The sequence below is a fragment of the Flavobacteriales bacterium genome (assembly GCA_016124845.1).
Lineage (GTDB): Bacteria > Bacteroidota > Bacteroidia > UBA10329 > UBA10329 > UBA10329.
Genome location: WGMW01000030.1, coordinates 1 through 16,457, shown reverse-complemented (window position 1 = coordinate 16,457; position 16,457 = coordinate 1). Strand labels below are relative to the sequence as shown.

1 protein-coding gene is annotated in these 16,457 nt (G+C 52.4%); it reads right to left on the bottom strand.

The features are described 5' to 3' along the window. Positions 1 to 55: 55 nt before the first annotated feature. The coding region (locus GC178_11595; protein MBI1288207.1) for an HYR domain-containing protein at positions 56 to 16,457 on the bottom strand (16,402 nt) is incomplete at its 5' end.

The window sequence follows — 16,457 nt, the reverse complement described above, 5'->3', positions numbered from 1 at the left end:
AGGAAAAAGCCCGCTAAGTAATCTCAGCGGGCTTTCCATTTTCAATCCCCTTTTCTTAGTAGAGTACCATGACAGAACCCGTGTTGCTCACGCCACCCTTTTGGTGTTCCTGTCCTTCCCAAACCTTACCGTCAATGAATACCGCGTTCACCTTCCAGACGTATGCGCCCATCGGAACGGTTGCGCCTCTGTAGGTTCCATCCCAACTCTCGGCAGGGCTGCCACCATTGAGGGCCGTGCTTTCCCAAAGCTGGTTGCCCCATTTATCGAACACCCAAACATGGTATTCTGCCAGACCGCTTCCTTTGGGTAGGAACACGCCCGCTTCGCCAGGTTGTCCGATTCCCATCGCGTTCGGCACGTACAACGTGGTCTTCAGTTCCACATTCACGTAGTGAACGGCCGTGTCGGCACAGCTAAATTCGTTGATGGCAGTAAGCGTCACGAAGTAACCACCGTAGCTTGGATAATCGTACGTTGGTTGGTAATCATCGGTCTGAACTCCGTTGCCGAAATCCCAGTTGTAAAGCGTTGCACCCGTTGAGTTGTTCACAAACTCGTACTCGTTTCCAGGTTCTGGGTAAGAGGTTGAGTTGGCTGTGAAATCCGCGATCGGTGACGGGTAGGCCGAAACGCCTGCCGCCAACGTGAGCGTGTCGGAACATCCGCCTGGCGCGGTCACGATCAAACTCACTTCGTAATCTCCAGGAATGTTATACGCATGTATCGGATTCGAAATGTTCGATGTCGTTCCATCTCCGAAATTCCAGTCATACTCCAATCCAGTACTGCTGGTATTGTTGAAGTTGACCACCAATGGCGCACAACCCTGCGCATTGTCCAAGTTGAAGCCCACAACGGGCACGTCATCGATCACCACGGTGGAAGAGGTCGTGTCGGAGCAACCTGCACCTGAAGACGCGATCAGCGTTACGGTATACGTTCCAGGGTTGCCGTAAGTAGTGGTCGGATTCTCATCCGAAGAGAACTGACCGTTGCCGAACAGCCACTCATATCCCGTTGCTCCTGTACTGGTGTTGGTAAAGTTGATGTCGGTTGGAAGCACGCAAGGCTGAGCCGCAGACGAACTGAATGCCGCCACGGGAACCTCCGCAATATCCACCGTTACGCTTGCTGGAGATGCTGGACATCCGCTCTGATCGAACACTTCTACCGTGTAGGTTGTCACCGCACTCGGACTCACCACATGCGATGCTCCGAAGCCAAGACCGTTGTCCCACGAGTAAGAGTAGTTGCCTGCGCCACCTGTTGCCGAAGCTGTGATGGTAACTCCGCTTCCTGGACAAACGGCCGTATCGGAAGTGACCGAAACAATGATCTCATCTGGTTGTGTGATCTGGATGGAATCGGAGTAAGAACAACCGTTTGCATCCGTAGCGATGAACGTGTACCATCCGGCCGAAAGGTTCGTTGCCGTTTCTCCGACCTGCGAAATGGCCGGCCAAGCGTAGCTGTAAGGAGGCGTTCCGCCCTGAACCTGTACCGTGGCCTCTCCATCGTTTCCACCAAAACAGCTGACCATGTTGGTCGAGTGTTGGATCCATTCGAGCGTGTCCGGCTCGGTTACCGTTGCGCTCAAGCTGTCCAGACAGCCGTTGGCATCGGTCACATAAACGGTGTGCGTTCCAGCGCCAAGGTTGTGCGCCACGTATCCAGATTCGCCATTGCTCCACATCACGTTGTACGGAACGGTTCCGCCAGCCACATCAACCTGAATCTGACCATTGGTGTAACCGTTGCAGGTCACGTTGTAAATGGTGTCCCAAGCGATGGTCACAGCCGTTGGTTCGGTGATGGTGAAGAGCAGCGTGGTATCGCAGCCGCCTGCATCGGTAACCGTTACGAAATGCTGTCCAGCGGCCAATCCTGTTGCCAACGAATCGGTATCATTATTTGACCAGAGATACGTGTAAGGTGCAGTTCCGCCAGAAACTGTTACAAGGGCCGAACCATCGTCCGAACCGTTGCAGCTCACCTCCGTTTGCACATCTATTTGCGCTTCGATGGAACTTGGCTGACCGACAATCACATTCATCGACCAAGTACAACCATGATCGTCCGTTACCTGCACTTCGTAAACACCCGAAGAAAGGTCCGTAACTGTGGCTCCACCTGTGTTCAGGTCTGGCCAGAAGTAATCGTATGGCGCAGTTCCACCCGTTGCCTCAACTGTAATGGCACCATCTGTTGATCCGCTACAGGTCGCATCGATCACGGTATCGACCACCATCGTCAACAACGGAGGTTCGTTCACCACTACCGAAAGTGTATCGGTGCAACCGTGCGCATCGGTCACTTCGAGCAGATACGTTCCAGCGGAAACACCATTCAGATCCTGCGTGGTCGAATCGTTCGACCAATCGTAGGTGTAAGGTGCGGTTCCACCGATCACATCCACATCGATAATGCCGTTGCTCTCTCCGAAGCAGATCACATCAGAAACCGTGTTTGTGAACGATTCCAGCTCGTTCGGCTGGGTCATCACCAGCATAATGGAATCCTGACAACCGTTCAGGTCGGTAGCGGTCACGATCAACGTGCCCGGTGCCAGATTGCTTGCCGTTGGCCCTGTCTGTCCATCAGACCAACCGAACACGTAGGTTGGAACGCCACCTGTGGCTTCAACCGTAAATGCGCCATCCTGCGCTCCGTTGCAACTGATAACGGTGGTATCGATGGGTGAGACCACCAGCGAATCGGGTTGCGTCAGGGTTACGCTGTCGGTAAGCGTACAACCATTGGCATCGGTAATTGTCACAATGTAGGTTCCAGCCTCCAAGCTGTCCAGATCTTCAGTTGTGGCCGAAGTGTTCCACAGATACGAATACGGCTGTGTTCCATCGTTCACCGTCAGGTCGATGTTTCCATCGGCAAGGCCGTTACATGAGACCTGATAGCCGTTGTAATCGGAAGTCGCAATGGACGAAGACATTCCTGTAGGTTCCACAAGTGTGATGGATCCAGTGCTTGAACATCCATTCGCATCCGTTACCGTATAGATGTAAGTTCCGGCCATCAGACTGTCAATGTCCTCGGTCGTTTCTCCGTTGCTCCAGCTCACGCTGTATGGTGTGGCTCCGCCAGAAATGGTCAGATCGATAGAACCGTCTGCCGCTCCCGCGCACGAAATGTTCACTCCGTTGTAATCGCTCACAAGCGAATCTACCGCCAAGGCATCTGGCGCCACAAGTGTAATGCTGTCCGTGTAGAAACATCCGATGGCATCGGTAACCACCACCGTATAGGTTCCAGCCTCAAGTCCTGTCAGGTCTTCATCTGTTGATGTGAATCCGTTCGGGCCTGTCCAAGCATAATCGTAGCTCAAGCAATCCTGACCACCGACCACATTGATGTTAATGGCACCATCTGCCGCTCCGTTGCATGAAACATTGGCACCACCGATGTACTGCGGAGAAGTGAGGCTATCGGTTGCCAACTGATCAGGTGCGGTAAGCGTTACTGTTCCGACAACGGTGGTTCCGTTGGCATCGGTTACGGTTACGCCATACAATCCTGCTGCAAGTCCTGTTGCGGTCTGCGTGGTCTGGCCGTCCGTCCACAGGTATGTGTAAGGCAAACATCCGCCCGAAACATTGGCCGTGGCCACGCCATCTGGCGAAACGCTACAGCCCAAGTTGTAACCGCATGGCCCTTCGGGCGAAGTAACGTTGACCACCACGGGCGAAGGCTGAATGGTCACATCGAACGAGCAGATGGTACTGTTGCTCGATTCATCCGTGGCCGTGTAGGTCACGGTTGTGGTACCAACAGGGAAGTTGTCGCCTGGGGCGAAATCACTTGTAAGTGTCGGTGTACAGTTGTCCTGCGCAGTTGGCTCTGTCCAGAATACAGGAGGCTCGCAGTTGGAGCTGTCTGGCACGATCAGCGTGTCGTTCGGACAACCGATGATAACTGGAGCGAGTGTATCGAGAACGGTGATCTCCGCTGCGCAGAAATCAGTGTTACCGTTCACATCGACCACGGTCAGGTTGATGATGTTGGAGCCAAGATCGGCACACGTGAATGTGTTTTGCGCAATGAACATGGAGTCGATGGCGCAGTAATCGAACGAGCCATCATTGACCTCTCCGGCTGAGACATTCACCGTTCCGTTGCCATCAAGTGTCACGGTCAGATCCTGACAGTTCGCGGTCGGATTCACATTATCCTCAATGGTTACAGTTGCCGAACAGGTTGATGTGTTTCCGTTGTTGTCCGAAACGGTCAGCACAACGGTGTTTGCTCCCACATTCGAGCAATCGAAACTGGTCACATCAGCAGTAAAACCGAGTATTCCACAGGCGTCATTCGAACCATTGTCTATCTCCTCGGCCACGATCATCGCGTTTCCAGCCGTATCAAGTTGCACTGTAATGTCTTGGCAAACGGCCACAGGGCTGATCGTATCAAGCACCGTTACGGTGGCGTTGCAACTGCTCACATTGCCGTTCACGTCTTCCACCGTCAGCACAACTGGGTTAGCTCCAACACCCGAGCATGTGAAATCGTTCGGTGTCACATACATGGTGTCGATGGCGCAATTGTCGCTGCTTCCAGCATCAACATCTGCTGGCGCGATGCTCACATCTCCCTGCGCATCGAGGTAAACCGTCAGGTTTTGGCAGAGCGCAACTGGCGGAATATTCTCTTCCACGATCACCTGCGCGGTGCAGCTTGAACTGTTTCCGTTCACATCGGTCACGGTCAATGTCACCGTGTTCGAACCGACCTCCGAACAATCGAACGTGTCCTGATCCAAGGCCAAGTTGTCGATGGCGCAGTTGTCACTTGAGTTCAGATCAACATCTTCTGGCGCGATGGTCACCGTTCCGTTGGCACCGATCTGCACAACGACAGGTGTACATGAGGCAACTGGTGCAATCGTGTCCTGAACCGTGATGTTCGCGGTACAAGTTGAAGCGTTTCCATTCACATCGGTCACGGTAAGCACCACTTGAACAACACCGACATCCGAACAATCAAAGTTTCTATCGTCCAGCACCATGCTCAGAATTCCACAGTTATCGAACGAACCGTTATCCACTTGAATGGCCGTGATGCTGGCGTCACCTGCCGCATTTACCTGTGTGATCAGATCCTGACAGATAGCCGTTGGGCTGATCGTATCCAGCACTTCCACATTTGAAGTACAGGTGCTTGCATTGCCGTTGTTGTCAACCACGGTCAGCGTAACGGTATTGTTGCCCACATTCGAACAATCGAAATCATACTGATTCACGAAAACGGTATCTACACCGCAGTTGGCGTTGCTTCCTGCGTTGATATCCGAGGGATCGATCGAGGCGTTGCCTCCCGCATCCAAGTAAATGGTAATGTCCTGACAGTTGGCGTTCGGGTTGATGTTGTCCTCCACCGTTACCGTTGCCTGGCACGTGCTCTGGTTACCGTTCACATCCACTACTGTGAGTGTGACCGTATTCGCGCCCACTTGGCTGCAATCGAAAATGGTCTGATCCACACTCAATGCATCGATGCCACAGTTGTCGGTGCTGCCGCCATCGACATCAGCTGCAACAATATTTGCTGTTCCAGTTGCATCCAATTGGATGGTGATGTCCTGACAGACCGTAACGGGCGAGATCGTATCGAACACGCGAACAATGGCCTGACAAACATCAAAGTTGCCGTAGTTGTCGGTCACGGTAAGCGTAACCGGGTTCACACCAATGTCCGAGCAATCGAACTGGTACACATTCAGCGTCATCGTGTCGATGCCACACGCATCCGTAGAACCATTGTCAATGTCCTCAGCAGCGATCGTCACTTGGCCGTTCGCATCCAAGTAAACCGAGAGATTCTGGCAGATCACATTCGGATCCACTTCGTCCACCACATTCGCGTTAGCGGAACAGGTAGAAACATTTCCGTTCACATCCGTCACGGTCAGTTCAACCGCGTTCGGGCCGATGTTCGAGCAATCGAAGTTGTTCACATCAATGGAGAGCGATTGAATACCGCAGTTGTCAAACGAACCGTCATCAATATCTCCCGCTGCGATCACAGCCGTTCCATTTCCTGTCAACTGAACCGTGATGTCGGTGCAGACCGCTGTTGGCGCGATCGTATCCTGCGCGGTAACCGTGGCCACACACGTACTGATGTTTCCGTTCACATCATAAACGGTCAGCACAATGGAGTTGGTGCCGATGTTATTGCAGTTCAGCGATGTCGGAAGCACCGCAAGGCTGTCAATTCCACAGTTGTCAGAAGAACCATTGTCCACCAGCACAGGCGTGATCTGCGATTCGCCATTCGCATCCAACTGAACCGTTACATTGGCACACGCAGCGGTCGGGTTGGTGTTGTCCTCCACCGTCACGGTCGCATCGCAGGTAGAAACGTTGCCGTTCACATCCGTTACCGTTACGGTCACCGTGTTCTGACCTACGGTCGAGCAATCCAATGTGGTGTTCAACTGACCGCTATCCACGGTTACCGAAGCCACATCGCAGTTGTCTGAAGAACCGCCATCCAGATCAGCAGCATCGATCACGATATTTCCAGCAGCGGTCAGATCAACCGTAATGTTCTGGCAAACAGCCGTTGGATTGATGGTGTCCAGAACCGTGACCGTTGCCGTACAGGTCGAAACATTTCCCGTACTGTCTGTGGCGGTCAGCGTGACCGTGTTCGCACCGATGTTCGAGCAATCCAATGCATTCGGAGAAACATCCAGCGATGAAAGCCCGCAGCTTGCGTTCGAACCTCCGTTCACATCGGCTGCCGCAATGCTGATGTTGCCCGTTCCATCCAAGTAAACCGTAATGTTCTGACAAGAAACCGTTGGTTCCACGTTATTCTCAATCGTCACTTGTGCATCGCAGGTAGAAACGTTGCCGTTGGCATCGGTTGCGGTCAACGTCACCGTGTGCGTTCCCACATCCGAGCAAGACCATTGCGTACTGGTCGCATCAATATCGAAGGTGACGGAACCACAGTTGTCGGTTGTTCCACCATCCAACTCAACCGCAGTAAGAACCACCGTTCCCGTAGCATCCAATTCAATAGTTATATCCTGACAGACGATTGTCGGATTGATGGTGTCCTCAACGGTGACCGTAGCATCGCAAGTAGAAGCGTTGCCGTTCACATCAGTTACTGTAAGCGTAACTGTGTTGGTTCCGACCGTTGTACAATCAAAATCTTGAGTTGTGTTGCCGTTGTCGATTTCGAGCGAAGCAATGCCGCAATTGTCTGAAGAACCTCCGTCAATATCCGCTGATGCGATGGTCAACTGTCCGTTGGCGTCCAACTGAACCGTGATGTTCTGGCAGATTGCGCTTGGTGAAACGGTATCTTGAACAGTAACTGTCGCATCGCAGGTTGAAGTGTTGCCGTTCACATCTGTTACTGTGAGCGTTACTGTATTTGCGCCAACGCTGGTGCAATCAAAATCCTGAGTGGTGTTTCCGTTGTCGATTTCCAGCGAAGCGATACCGCAATTGTCATTCGAACCTCCGTCAATGTCTGCTGACGCGATGGTCAACTGTCCGTTGGCATCCAACTGGACGGTGATGTTCTGACAAACGGCCGTTGGTGAAACCGTGTCCTGAACCGTAACGGTCGCGTCACAGGTTGAAACGTTTCCGTTCACGTCTGTTACTGTGAGTGTGACCGTGTTCGCGCCAACGCTGGTGCAATCGAAATCCTGAGTCGTGTTGCCGTTGTCAATTTCCAGCGAAGCGATGCCGCAATTGTCATTGCTACCGCCATCAATGTCTGCTGACGCGATGGTCAACTGTCCGTTGGCATCCAACTGGACCGTGATGTTCTGGCAGATTGCGCTTGGTGAGATGGTGTCTTCCACAGTCACAATCGCATCACAAGAAGAAACGTTACCGTTCACATCCGTTACCGTCAGCGTTACCGTATTTGCACCAACGCTGTTGCAATCAAAGTCCTGAGACGTATTTCCGTTGTCAATTTCCAATGAAGCGATGCCGCAGTTGTCCGAAGAACCGCCATCAACGTCTGCAGAAGTGATGGTCAACTGACCAGCCGCATCCAACTGGACCGTGATGTTCTGACAAGCGGCTGTTGGTGAAATCGTATCGAGAACGGTAACCGTAGCATCACACGTTGAAACATTGCCGCTGTTGTCAACTGCTGTCAGCGTAACCGTGTTTGCGCCCACATTCGAGCAATCGAACGCATTCGGAGAAACCGTCAACGTATCGAGACCGCAACTTGCGTTGGAGCCTCCGTTCACATCATCAGCAAGGATAGAAATGTTGCCCGTTCCATCAAGATACACCGTAATGTCCTGGCAGAACACGTTCGGAGCCACATTATTCTCAACCGTCACCGTTGAACTGCACGTTGAAACGTTTCCATTCACATCGGTTACCGTCAAGGTCACAGGATTGTCACCTTCTTCCGCACACGTAAACGCGTTCGGAGAAACGACCATCGAAGCAATGGCGCAGTTGTCCGAGCTTCCATTGTCCACATCGGTTGCTGAGATGGTGGCGTTTCCAGTTGCATCCAACTGAATGGTAATGTCTTGGCACAAGGCGATCGGGGAAGCCGTATCCTGAACCGTGACCGTTGCCGTGCAAGTGGCGGTGTTCGTGTTCACATCGGTTACCGTCAGCGTTACGGTATTCGCGCCCACTTCAGCGCAAGTGAATGCATCTTGGCTCACCGCGAGGTTGTCGATACCGCAGTTGTCGGTTGAACCACCGTCCACATCCGCAGCTACGATGGAAGCGTTTCCAGCTCCATCCAGATAAACCGTGATGTTCTGACAAATGGCCGTTGGATCCACGTTATCTTCAATCGTCACATCTGCCGAGCAGGTTGAAATGTTTCCGTTCTGATCGGTTACCGTCAACGTGACCGTGTTCACACCCACATTCGAGCAATCGAAATCGTTCACATCAGAAGTGAAAGTGAGATCCGCTGGCTGACCACAGTTGTCTGAAGTTCCGCCATCGAGATCCACACCTGTAATGGTGGCTTGGCCATTCGCATCCAACTGAACCGTGATGTTCTGACAAACGATGGTCGGAGTGACCGTATCCTGAACTGTAACGGTCGCATCGCAGGTTGAGATGTTTCCGTTCACATCTGTTACGGTCAACGTAACCGTGTTGGTTCCGATGCTGGAACAATCGAAATTCTGAGACGTGTTGCCGTTGTCGATTTCCAGCGAAGCGATGCCGCAATTGTCTGAAGAACCTCCATCAATATCCGCTGACGCGATGGTCAACTGTCCAGCCGCATCCAACTGAACCGTAATGTTCTGACAAACGGCTGACGGTGAAATCGTGTCCTGAACCGTAACGGTCGCATCGCAGGTTGAAACGTTTCCGTTCACGTCAGTAACCGTGAGCGTGACCGTGTTCGTGCCAGCGCTATTGCAATCGAAATCCTGAGACGTGTTGCCGTTGTCAATTTCCAGCGAAGCGATGCCGCAATTGTCTGAAGAACCTCCGTCAATATCCGCTGAAGCGATGGTCAACTGTCCAGCCGCATCGAGTTGAACGGTGATATTCTGACAGACGGCCGCTGGTGAAATCGTGTCCTGAACTGTAACGGTCGCATCGCAAGTAGAAACGTTGCCGTTCACATCCGTTACCGTGAGCGTGACCGTATTGGCGCCAACGCTGTTGCAATCGAAATCCTGAGATGTGTTGCCGTTGTCGATTTCCAGCGAAGCGATACCGCAATTGTCTGAAGAACCTCCGTCAATGTCTGCTGACGCGATGGTCAACTGTCCAGCCGCATCGAGTTGAACCGTAATATTCTGGCAGACCGCGCTTGGTGAAACCGTATCCTGAACCGTAACGGTCGCATCACAGGTAGAAACGTTGCCGTTCACATCGGTCACCGTCAGCGTAACCGTATTGGCACCAACATTCGTGCAATCAAAGTCTTGCGAAGTGTTTCCGTTATCAATCTCCAGCGAAGCGATGCCGCAATTGTCTGAAGAACCTCCGTCAATATCCGCTGACGCGATGGTCAACTGACCTACACCATCAAGTTGAACCGTGATATTCTCACAAACGGCTGTTGGTGAAATTGTATCCTGAATCGTCACCGTGGCATCGCAAGTAGAAACGTTGCCGTTCACATCCGTTACGGTAAGCGTGACCGTATTTGCACCAACATTCGTGCAATCAAAGTCTTGTGAAGTATTGCCGCCATCGATTGTCAATGATGCAATCGAGCAGTTATCGAAAGAACCTCCATCAATGTCTGCAGATGCGATGGTCAACTGTCCAGCCGCATCGAGTTGAACCGTGATGTTCTGGCAGGCAGCGGTCGGATCGATATTATCCTGAACCGTTACCGTGGCCGTGCAGTTGTCGGTGTTGCCGTTCACATCGGTCACGGTCAATGTAACCGTGTTGGCGCCTACGTTCGAACAATCGAACGTGCTTGGGTTCACATCCAGCGAAGCCACCGCGCAGTTGTCGGTACTGTTGTTATCGATCTGCGAAGCGGTAATTGAAGCATCGCCATTGGCATCCAACTGAACCGTAATGTTCTGGCAGATGGCATTCGGATTCACGTTATCCTCCACCGTAACGGTAGATGTACAAGTTGACACGTTTCCGTTGTTGTCGGTCACGGTCAATTCCACCGTATTTGCGCCAACAACTGAGCAGTTGAACGTATTCACATCCAGCACCAATGAGGCGATTCCGCAGGCATCGTTCGACCCATTGTTCACCTGCGATGGAACGATGGAAGCGTTTCCAGCAGCATCTACCTGAACGGTGATGTTCTGACAGATCGCGTTCGGACTTACCGTGTCGAGAACAGTAACGGTTGCGTTGCACGAAGCCACATTCGCGTTCACATCGGTCACAGTTAGCGTAACTGGGTTTGCTCCTACTCCCGAACAGGTGAATGAGTTCGGAGAAACGACCATGCTGGCAATGGCGCAATTGTCGCTGCTTCCGTTGTCAATGTCGGCTGGCGTGATGGCAGCGTTGCCAGCAGCATCCAAATAGATCGTAATGTTCTGACAGAGCGCGTTTGGAGCTTCATTGTCCTGAACGGTCACATCAGCCGTACAGGTTGAACTGTTTCCGTTCTCATCGGTGGCGGTCAGCGTTACCGAGTTCACACCCACATTCGAGCAATCGAATGCGCCAGGCGTTACATCCAGCGTCAGCGTGCTTCCAACCGTGCTACAGTTGTCGGCAGTTCCATTGTCGATGTCAGCTCCTGTAATGGAAATGTTGCCCGTTGCATCCAACTGAACGGTAATGTTCTGACAGACGATGGTCGGGTCGATGGTGTCTTCAACCGTTACGGTCGCATCGCATGTTGAACTGTTTCCATTCGCGTCAGTAACCGTGAGCGTAACCGTGTTAGCGCCAACTTCGGCACAGCCAAATGCTGTCGGTGTGGCGCTCAACGAAGCAACCGCACAATTATCGGTCGAACCTCCGTCAACGTCAGCAGCCGTAATGGAAGCGTTTCCGCTCGCATCCAACTGAACGGTCACGTTCTGACAAACGGCCGTTGGCGAAATGGTGTCGAGAACGGTAACCGTTGCGGTACACATGGAAACGTTTCCGCTGTTGTCTGTTCCCGTTAGGGTAACCGTGTTGGCTCCGACCTCCGCACACGTGAAAGCGCTTGGATCAACCGTCAACGAAGCAATTCCGCAGGCTGCGTTACTTCCGCCATCCACATCCGAAGCGGTGATGGAAGTCGTTCCCGCTCCATCGAGATAAACCGTGATATTCTGACAGGAAACTGTTGGCGTAACGTTGTTCTCAACCGTTACCGTGGCGTCACAGGTTGAAACGTTGCCGTTCACATCCGTTACGGTCAGCGTAACCGTGTTGGCACCTTCCTCCGCACACGTGAAACTGTTGGGAGAAACCGTCATGTTGTCGATGGCGCAGTTGTCGAAACTTCCTCCGTCAACATCTGCTGGCGCGATAGAAGCATTGCCCGTTCCATCCAACTGAACCGTAATATTCTGGCAGACCGCAACTGGATTGACCGTATCCTGAATGGTAACCGTTGAAGCACAGGTCGAAGTATTTCCGTTCTGATCTTCAACCGTCAGCGTGACGATGTTCACACCCACGTTTGAGCAATCGAACGAAGAAGGCGAAACGATGGTCGGAGTGACCGAACCACAGGCATCGGTACTTCCATTATCAACCATAACTGGTGTGATGATGGCGTTTCCAGAAGCATCCAACTGAACCGTAATATCCTGACAAACGGCACTTGGCAGCACATTATCCTGCACATCCACTTGCGCGGTGCATGTGGCCGTGTTTCCAGCAACATCTTCCACGGTCAATGTAACCGTGTTGAATCCTACCTCCGCACATGTAAATGTGTTCGGGTCGAGGGTGATGTCAACGATGGCACAATTGTCGAAACTTCCATTGTCCACATCGCCTGGCGCAACGGTCACGTTTCCAGTCGGGTCGAGCTCCGCCACGATGTCCATGCAGACAGGCGTTGGCGCAATCGTGTCTTCCACCGTAACCGTGGCGTTGCACGTAGAAACGTTGCCGTTCACATCGGTCACGGTCAGCGTTACCACATTGGCTCCAAGGTCGTTGCAATCAAACGCATCGTTATTGATGGAAAGGTTGGCGATGCCACAGTTGTCGGTTGAACCGCCATCCACATCGGCCGCCACGATCGTCACATCGCCATTCGCATCGGTGTAAACCGTGATGTTCTGACAAACGACCGTTGGATCCACGTTATCCTGAATCGTCACATCGGCCGTACAGGTTGAGGTGTTTCCGTTGGCATCCGTAACCGTCAGCGTTACCGTATTCACACCCACATTCGAGCAATCAAATGCCCCTTGCGAAACATCCAGCGAAGCCACACCGCAATTGTCAGTGCTGCCTCCGTCCACATCCGCACCCGTGATGGTTGCGTTCCCAGAAGCATCGAGCTGAACCGTGATATTCTGACAGACGGCTGTTGCATCGATCGTGTCCTGAACAGTAACATTGGCCGTACAGGTTGAAACGTTGCTGTTCACATCTGTTACGGTCAACGTTACGGTATTAACACCCACGTTCGAGCAATCGAAATCGAGGCTTGATGCTCCGCCATCCAACGTGATGGAAGCAATGCCGCAGTTGTCGGTGCTGCCGTTGTCAATATCTATGGTTGAGATGGATGCATTCCCCGTGGCATCCAATTGAACGGTGATGTCCTGACAGACAGCCGCTGGATCGACCGTGTCTTGAATCGTAACGGTCGCATCGCAAGTTGAAGCGTTTCCGTTCACATCCGTTACGGTAAGTGTAATGGTGTTTGTGCCTACGTTGGAGCAATCGAAATTCTGCGAAGCGTTACCGCCATCGATCGTTACTGAAGCGACTCCGCAAGCGTCTGTTGAACCGCCATCGATATCCGTTGCCAGAACGGTCAGGTTGCCTGTTCCATCCAACTGAACCGTGATGTTCTGACAAACGGCTGTTGGATCCACGTTATCTTCAATGGTCACCGTGGCATCGCAGGTTGAAACGTTGCCATTCACATCCGTTACCGTGAGTGTGATGGTGTTCGTGCCAACGCTCGCACAATCAAAATCCTGACTTGCATTGCCGCCATCTATCGTTACCGAAGCGATGCCACAGTTGTCTGCGGAGCCACCATCAATATCCAACGATTGCAAGGTCAATTGTCCATTGGCATCCAGCTGAACCGTAATGTTCTGGCATACTGCCGATGGATCGATCGTGTCCTGAACGGTGACGGTTGCATCACACGTTGAGATGTTTCCGTTCACGTCCGTTACCGTGAGTGTAACCGTATTCGCGCCCACTTGCGAGCAATCGAAATCCTGAGAGGTGTTTCCGCCATTGATCGTAAGCGAAGCAATGCCGCAATTGTCTGAAGAACCTCCATCAATCTCTGCTGACGCGATGGTCAGGTTTCCTGTGGCATCCAATTGAACGGTGATATTCTGACAAACAGCGGAAGGATCGACCGTGTCCTGAACGGTTACGATGGCATCGCAGGTTGAAACGTTGCTGTTCACATCGGTCACGGTCAGCGTAACCGTGTTGGCACCCACATTCGAGCAATTAAAATTCTGCGAAATGTTTCCGCCATCGATGGTCAATGAAGCGATTCCACAATTGTCTGAAGAACCGCCATCAACATCTGCTGACGTGATGGTCAAACTTCCAGCACCATCCAATTGAACAGTAATATTCTGGCAAACGGCATCAGGCGAAATGGTGTCGAGCACCGTTACCGTAGAAGTACAGGTTGAAACGTTTCCACTGTTGTCGGTTCCCGTGAGCGTGACCGTGTTGGCACCGACATTGGCACATGTAAATGCGTCCTGATCGATGGTCAACGAAGCGATTCCGCAGGCTGCGTTACTTCCGCCATCCACATCTGCCGCTACGATGGAAACGTTGCCCGTGGCATCGAGGTAAACCGTAATGTCCTGACAGGCCACGGTTGGAATGATGTTGTTCTCAACGGTCACATCAGCCGTACAAGTTGAAACGTTTCCGTTGACATCGGTTACCGTAAGTGTTACCGTGTTTGCACCTTCGTCCGAACAATCGAAATTCAATGTGCTTGCTCCGCCATCCAGTGTGATGGACGCGATACCGCAGTTGTCCGTGCTTGAATTGTCAATATCGGTGGTGGTAATGGAGGCGTTGCCTGAGGCATCGAGTTGAATCGTAATGTCCTGGCAAACGGCTGTTGGATCGATGGTGTCCTGAACGGTCACATCAGCCGTACAGGTCGAAACGTTGCTGTTCACGTCAGTGACAGTCAATGTCACCGTGTTCGTTCCAACATTCGAGCAATCGAAATCAATGCTTGATGCTCCGCCATCCAAGGTGATGGAAGCGATGCCGCAATTGTCTGCGCTGGAATTGTCAATGTCAGTCGTTGAAATGGAAGCATTTCCTGAGGCATCAAGTTGAATTGTAATGTCCTGACAGATGGCCGTTGGATCGATGGTATCCTGAACCGTGACATCTGCCGTACAGGTGGAAACGTTACTGTTCACATCCGTCACGGTCAGCGTTACGGTTTGCACACCCACATCCGAACAATCGAAGTTGAGCGTGGATGCCCCGCCATCCAACGTGATGGAAGCGATGCCGCAGTTGTCTGTGCTGGAATTGTCAATGTCCGTGGTTGAAATGGACGCATTTCCAGAAGCATCGAGTTGAATCGTAATGTCCTGACAGATAGCCGTTGGATCGATGGTGTCCTGAACGGTGACGGTTGCATCACACGTTGAGACGTTTCCATTTACATCCGCTACCGTGAGCGTGACCGTGTTCGCACCAACATTCGTACAATCAAAATCCTGCGAAGTGTTTCCGCCATCAATTGTAAGCGAAGCAATGGAACAGTTGTCGGTTGAACCACCATCAATATCTGCTGACGCGATGGTCAGGTTCCCTGAAGCATCCAGTTGCACCGTGATGTTCTGACAAACGGCAGAAGGATCAACATTATCCTCCACAGTAACCGTGGCGGAACAGGTTGATGTGTTTCCGTTCACGTCCGTAACGGTAAGTGTAACCGAGTTGGAACCGACCTCGGCACAGGTAAATGCATTTGGAGAAACGGGCATGGAAGCCACCGCGCAGTTATCAGAACTTCCGTTGTCGATGTCTGTGGCCGAAATGGTTGCATTGCCCGTGGCATCCAACTGAACGGTGAAATTCTGGCAAAGAGCGGTTGGACTGGTGGTATCAGCCACCGTTACGGTAGCCGTACAGTTGTCGGTATTGTTGCTCGGATCGGTCGCGGTCAGCGTGACCGTGTTCGTACCTGTGCTTGAGCAGTCGAACGAAAGGGGCGTGGCAGAAAGGCTCACCGAACAGTTGTCGCTTGAACCATTGTCGACATCGCTTGCCACGATCGAGGCACTTCCTGTTCCGTCCAAATAAACGCTGATGTTCTGGCAGATCGCTGTCGGGCTGACCGTATCAAGCACCGTCACAGTTGACGTGCAGTTATCGGTGTTGCTGCTCGGGTCGGTGGCAGTTAGCGTGACCGTGTTCGTGCCTGTGCTTGAACAGTCGAACGAAAGGGGCGTGGCCGATAGGCTCACCGAACAGTTGTCGCTTGAACCGTTGTCGACATCGCTTGCCACGATAGAGGCACTTCCCGCTCCGTCCAAGTAAACGGTGATGTTCTGGCAGATCGCTGTCGGGCTGACCGTATCAAGCACCGTAACTGTGGAGGTACAGTTGTCGGTGTTGCTGCTCGGGTCGGTGGCAGTTAGCGTGACCGTGTTCGTACCTGTGCTTGAACAGTCGAACGAAAGGGGCGTGGCCGATAGGCTCACCGAACAGTTGTCGCTTGAACCATTATCGACATCTGATGCCACGATGGTGGCACTTCCGGCTCCATCCAAATAAACGCTGATGTTCTGGCAGATTGCGGTCGGACTCACCGTATCAAGCACCGTAACCGTTGAC